Origin of the sequence: Marivirga sericea (assembly GCF_900177665.1) — a bacterium.
In the GTDB taxonomy this organism is placed as follows: Bacteria; Bacteroidota; Bacteroidia; order Cytophagales; family Cyclobacteriaceae; genus Marivirga; species Marivirga sericea.
Genome location: NZ_FXAW01000020.1, coordinates 1 through 5,365, shown reverse-complemented (window position 1 = coordinate 5,365; position 5,365 = coordinate 1). Strand labels below are relative to the sequence as shown.

The following is a 5,365-nucleotide window of genomic DNA, read 5'->3' as shown; positions in this document are numbered from 1 at the left end:
TCACCTTCAAGAAATTTTAGATAGAAAAGTCGATCTCGTATCTACCAAATCACTGAAGAACCCAATTCTCAAAGAAGAGGTATACCAGTCAAAAGTGGATTTGTATGCAGCCTAAACTACTCAAATACATTTTAGACATTGAGAGTGTTATCGAGGAGATCGAATCTATTAAGCAGAAAACTCAAAATGACTTCAACAATTTTTCTAATGATATTATTTTGCAACGGGCTATAGAGAGGGATTTAGAAATCATTGGCGAAGCCATTAGGAAAATCATTGATATTAACCCAGACGTTCAAATTACAGCCTCTAAAAACATCATTGGATTGAGGAATATTATTTCACACGCTTACGATTCGGTGGAACCAGAGATGTTATGGGGAATAATTCAAAGGAATGTTCCTGTTTTAGCTGACGAAATCCGAGTATTAAAAGGTGCATAACATTTGCTCAAAATGCATTTGCTTACTGCTTCTAGCAAATTCAAGCTGCAGAGTCACCACAAAGCCAAACATTTAGTTTCATTCAAATAAAAGTCAAACCTAGTGGCTCTATCCTTTTACTGCTTTGCAATTGTAATTATGGTTTGGCTTTGCTAATTTAGTGCTTCGTCAGCTAAGAGTTGCAAACGCATTTTAGCTAGGCGTTGTGGGTAATGGTTTGTACCGTTCAGATCGCCATTAATTTGTATATTTGTTTCGGATGAAAAAACTATACGTCATAGCTGGATGCAACGGAGCAGGAAAAACAACTGCTTCCTACACAATTCTACCAGAAATACTGGACTGCAAGGAATTTGTGAATGCAGATGAAATTGCACGGGGGATTTCACCTTTTCAGCCTGAAAAAGTGGGTATAGAAGCAGGTAGAATGATGTTGAAAAGAATTAAGAACCTCTTGGAAGCAGGTGAAAGTTTCGCTTTCGAAACTACACTTTCGACAAGAAGCTATGTTACATTTATTGAGAAAGCCACGAAACTAAGTTATCAAGTAACCTGTCTGTTCTTTCTGCTAGACTCGGAGGAATTGGCTATATCAAGAGTAGCTACTAGAGTAAAAGAAGGAGGGCATCATATTCCAGAGGAAGTGATAAGAAGAAGATATAAAAGTGGATTGAAGAACTTCTTTAATCTATTTCTTCCAAGAGTGGACAATTGGCTATTTGTAAATAACTCTGGAGATAGCTATGAAATTATTGCAGAAGGGTCGATGAATGAAATTACAGTCAACAATGTTTTGCAATGGAAGGAGTTAAAAGAAAAATATTATGGGAACTAAAGAGCAATTAAAAGAAGAACGCGATAAAATTGTAAAAGGACTTGAAGAGACTTACAGAAAGCTAGTTCTGTTCAAAAAGGAGAAGAATAGTCCGATGATTGTATTGCGAGAAGGTAAAATTACTGAGGTAGACCCGAACGATATACTACCCACAACATTGTATAAGCGTAATGCGGGTTAAACAGTGAAATTGAGCACTTTTGCTCTTAAAAACTTACGGTGAGCGGATAGTGAAGCACTCTTAAATCCCCCACTATGCTTAAACTTACCGTTGTGCGTCACTCTGAAAAAAATTCCGAACAATAAATTGGACTACCAAACATACAAACCGCATTCTGACCTAAAATCACTAGTTAGTTGCTATTGGACATTGGAAGTGCCTAAACAGTCTGAACCGCAAAAGCAGCGAATAGTACCTGATGGTTGTATTGAAATGGCGTTTATTCTCGGAGATGATATAAAACGTTACACGTCCGAAAATGAATTTATACTTCAACCTCGTGCAATGGTAATCGGTCAAACAATTGAACCATTTTATATTGAGCCAACAGGATTTGTTACAACATTTGCTATCCGATTTTATCCTTATGGCTTTGCAAACTTTGTTTCTGAGCCAATCAATAATTTGGTAAATAAAGAGACATCCATAACTAAACTTTTTGAAAAAAAATTCGCAGATAATTTAGAGCAAAAAATAATCAAAGCAGAAAATACGGAACAACGAATAAGCATTATCGAAAAATTTCTTTTGGACAGGCTTAATGACGAAAAAACGATTAATACAATCGTAAAAAATACAGTTGATTCCCTTCTATCCACAAACGGAAGTGCTTCAATAAACTCAATCCTTAAAGATGGCTTGTCAAAACGAAGACAACTCGAAAGAAACTTCAAAAAGCAAATTGGAGTAAGTCCTAAACAATTGGGAAAGGTAATTCGCTTGCAGACAGCTTTAAAAATGTTGCTTGAACAAAAAGCAGAAAACCTTACCAATGTTGCTTATCAAAGTGAATATTTTGACCAAGCACATTTTATAAAAGACTTTAGAGAATTTACCGGAATAAACCCCAAGGAGTTTATCAATCACGAAAATTTAGCTCTTTCCGCACTTTTTTACAAATAGTTTAAGGCTGTCGCATTTTTACAATTCTAAGCGACATAACAACTCTAATTTTGTTCAGCAAACAACGTACATAAAATGAAAGAGAAAATATTAATCACAATTATTGCCTTGACTTTTGGTATTGTATCCTGCAAAAACAAAGGTACTTCTGCCCCCAATTCAAATCCTACTAAAGAAAAAACAATCAAAAACGATAAAAATATGAATAGTTTTATATCAATATTTGAGATTCCAGCAACAGACATTTCGAGAGCAATTAACTTTTACAAAGAAATTTTAGGCATAGAAATTGAAAAATTAGAGTTCCCTGGAATGGAAATGGGTTTATTTCCCTACGAAGACCAAATGTTAACAGGAGTTATTGTGAAAGAAGAAGGTTCCGAGCCTTCTGCCAAAGGAGTTACTATTTATTTGAACGGTGGAGACAACTTGCAGACAATTCTTGATAAAGTTGAAGGGAACGGTGGTAAAATAATAATCCCTAAAACACTTCACGCAGACGAAAGTGGATTTTTTGCCATATTCCACGACTCAGAGGGAAACAAAATGGGGCTTCATTCACCAAATTAGGAAAAAGAGCGAACGGGACACAACATTCTGTGCTATGAAAAGCCATAAGAGTTTTAGCCAACTATAATTAGGAGGTTTGCTCTATAAATTTACGATATTTATTTCAAATCACTACTGCCATTGTTGAAACTGTTGATTGTGGTTAAGTTTTGTGCAGGGCCCGTGGGTTGCCAACTTATCCACTGTCCACGGTTTTGCTCTCTGTCTATGAAATTATAAGGCCATGCTGCTATTTGCGATAAAAGCGATGCTTTTTCGTATTTCCCTGTAATACCTTATGTAAAGAGGGTCGCATGCTCATAATGCAAATACTCTAAAAGCATTGCAACGGATGTTTTGCGATCACCTCTTTCATTATTACCTCATAATTGGTTAAAATTTATTTCATGTTGTGTTATTAGTTACGCTACTACTCCCAGTACGTATTCCTGTTTGTTTTTCAATACATATCTGATCCTGTTGAGCAATTTGGCAGCTACCTTTACGATGGCTCGCTTTCCATTACCCTTGGCTGCATGCTTCTTGTAATACAACAACATGGCAGGATCCTTACGAATAGCCTGCCAGGAAGCTTCCACCAGTATAGTGCGCAAGTAGTTATTGCAGCGGTAACTCATGCCTCCCACTCGTTCTATTTCTCCACTATTATTGGTCAGCGGCAGTAGTCCTACATAGCTACTGAGTTTGTTTATATTGGTAAATCGATTAATATCACCTAATTCACTGATAAGGGCAATGGCCGATAGTGGACCAATGCCGGGAATAGTCCGCAGTAGAAAATAATCTTGTTTATGGTATTTGCGGAAGTATGCTCTAAGCTCTTTGCTTATCTGCCTGACTTGTTGCTTCTGGTAATGATAATTGGATAGCATAAACCCAAAAGCAGTCCGTGCATTTTCAGTAGGGAATGGGACTTCATCTTCAAGCCATGCCTCGTAGGCTTTGCTCCAATTATCATCATCAAGATGCGCTGGAATAGTAATGGTGTTAAAGTTGAGGAATACTTTTATACGCTGCTTTGCTTTACGTAAATCCTTCTGCATATTATGCCTCATTCTGGCAAAACTTCGTAGATCCTGATCCGATTCATCAAATATATGGATACCTGTCAGACTACCGTTTCTAAGACCTTTAGCAATCTTGCGGCTGTCTACTTTATCGTTCTTGCCAGCCTTGTCCTTACCTGTGGTGGGAACATCAGCTGGATTAATGACGATATTATCAATTCCTAGTTCTAGAAGTTGGCGATGGTGCCCATAGCCACAGAAACCAGCTTCGTACGCACTTTGATAGTGGGCACCTTTAAAATGCTTGCTGAGATACTTATACAATGTTTCTGCACTTGGTGGTTGATTAAATGTTCTATGCTCTTGCTCGTCTACTAGAGTGGTGACTGACCAGCTCTTTTTGTGAACGTCTATGCCAGCGTAGATATTCATTCCTGAAAAATCATTAACTTTAGTCTTCATAAGTCCTTGCTCCTTTCTTTTTAGTTTTGTTCTCAAACCCTAATTTAAGAAGTTAGCTGTTAAGGACTTATGCTTTTACATAGGGGCTCATAAATCATGGCTGTTCAGTAGGTCATTGTAGAAAGCCCGGCAATCCGCAGGATTGCCTTATTATTAAAAATTATTTTAATAAGCCAATCCTGCGGATTGCCTCGGTAGCTAACGCAAATTTTTATACTTTTAATCAGCCACGAATTTATACAGTGGCGTTGCCAACAATAATCTGCAATATGAAATATCCTCATTAGATTATATTCTTACAATCTTTATTTCGTGAACATACAAATCTAAATGTATTCAATTAAGCTTTGAAAAAAATTACTGCTCCTCAAAATCCATTAATAAAAGTTCTCTTTTTAAGAACTATTTTTATATCTTTGTTGTAATTATGAAGCTTTTACATGGATAGAATATTTGCTAAAAGAACCTTAAGAGAATTTTGGGAAAAACATGCTGACTCTGAACAATATCTTAAAACATGGTATGATACAGCTATTAACAGTAAGTGGAAAACCCCGAATGACGTGAAAAACACTTATGCAAATGCTAGTATACTAAAAGAAGAACGAGTTATATTTAACATCAAAGGAAATTCATACCGACTTGTAGTAAAGTTCAATTTTGAAAAGCAGTGGATATTTATCCGCTTTATTGGAACGCATGCCGAATACGATAAAATTGATGCCAACAACATTTAAATAGATAATTATGATACTAAAGCTTATAAAAACAGATGTCGAATATCAAGAGGCCCTCAACAGACTTGAAGAAATCTTTGATGCTAAAATTGGAACTCCAGAAAGTGATGAAGCTGATATTCTAGGTCTTCTAATTGATGAATACGAAAAAAAGCATTACCCGATAGATGCCCCAGACCCCATTGAAG

Annotated in this window: 7 protein-coding genes; 6 read left to right on the top strand and 1 reads right to left on the bottom strand. The window is 36.4% G+C overall.

The window, feature by feature from the left end; genetic code table 11:
- The first annotated feature begins 104 nt into the window (after positions 1-104).
- The 5 genes from B9Y84_RS20265 (at position 105) to B9Y84_RS20245 (ending at position 2,971) form a co-directional block, all read left to right on the top strand.
- Positions 105-443, top strand: a complete 339-nt coding sequence (locus tag B9Y84_RS20265) for a HepT-like ribonuclease domain-containing protein (RefSeq protein ID WP_085519223.1) — start codon at positions 105-107, stop codon at positions 441-443.
- Positions 444-702: 259 nt separating this feature from the next.
- Positions 703-1,278: an ATPase gene (locus B9Y84_RS20260; RefSeq protein ID WP_085519222.1), complete on the top strand. Its 576-nt coding sequence runs from the start codon at positions 703-705 to the stop codon at positions 1,276-1,278.
- Positions 1,268-1,459: a hypothetical protein gene (locus B9Y84_RS20255; protein WP_085519221.1), complete on the top strand. Its 192-nt coding sequence runs from the start codon at positions 1,268-1,270 to the stop codon at positions 1,457-1,459. Before B9Y84_RS20260 ends, B9Y84_RS20255 begins: the two co-directional genes overlap by 11 nt.
- A 126-nt stretch (positions 1,460-1,585) precedes the next feature.
- Positions 1,586-2,401, top strand: a complete 816-nt coding sequence (locus tag B9Y84_RS20250; RefSeq protein ID WP_085519220.1) for an AraC family transcriptional regulator — start codon at positions 1,586-1,588, stop codon at positions 2,399-2,401.
- A gap of 75 nt (positions 2,402-2,476) precedes the next feature.
- Positions 2,477-2,971, top strand: coding sequence for a VOC family protein (locus B9Y84_RS20245; protein ID WP_085519219.1), 495 nt, complete (start codon positions 2,477-2,479; stop codon positions 2,969-2,971).
- Between the two features lie 401 nt (positions 2,972-3,372).
- On the opposite strand, the gene B9Y84_RS20240 is transcribed toward B9Y84_RS20245, so the two are convergent.
- A complete protein-coding gene (locus tag B9Y84_RS20240) occupies positions 3,373-4,476 on the bottom strand; it encodes an IS110 family RNA-guided transposase (RefSeq protein WP_139828126.1) in 1,104 nt (367 codons plus the stop codon).
- Positions 4,477-4,880: 404 nt separating this feature from the next.
- On the opposite strand from B9Y84_RS20240, the gene B9Y84_RS20235 reads away from it, so the two are divergent.
- Entirely contained in the window at positions 4,881-5,177 is a 297-nt protein-coding gene (locus B9Y84_RS20235) for a type II toxin-antitoxin system HigB family toxin (RefSeq protein ID WP_085519217.1), read from the top strand.
- Positions 5,178-5,365 lie beyond the last annotated feature (188 nt).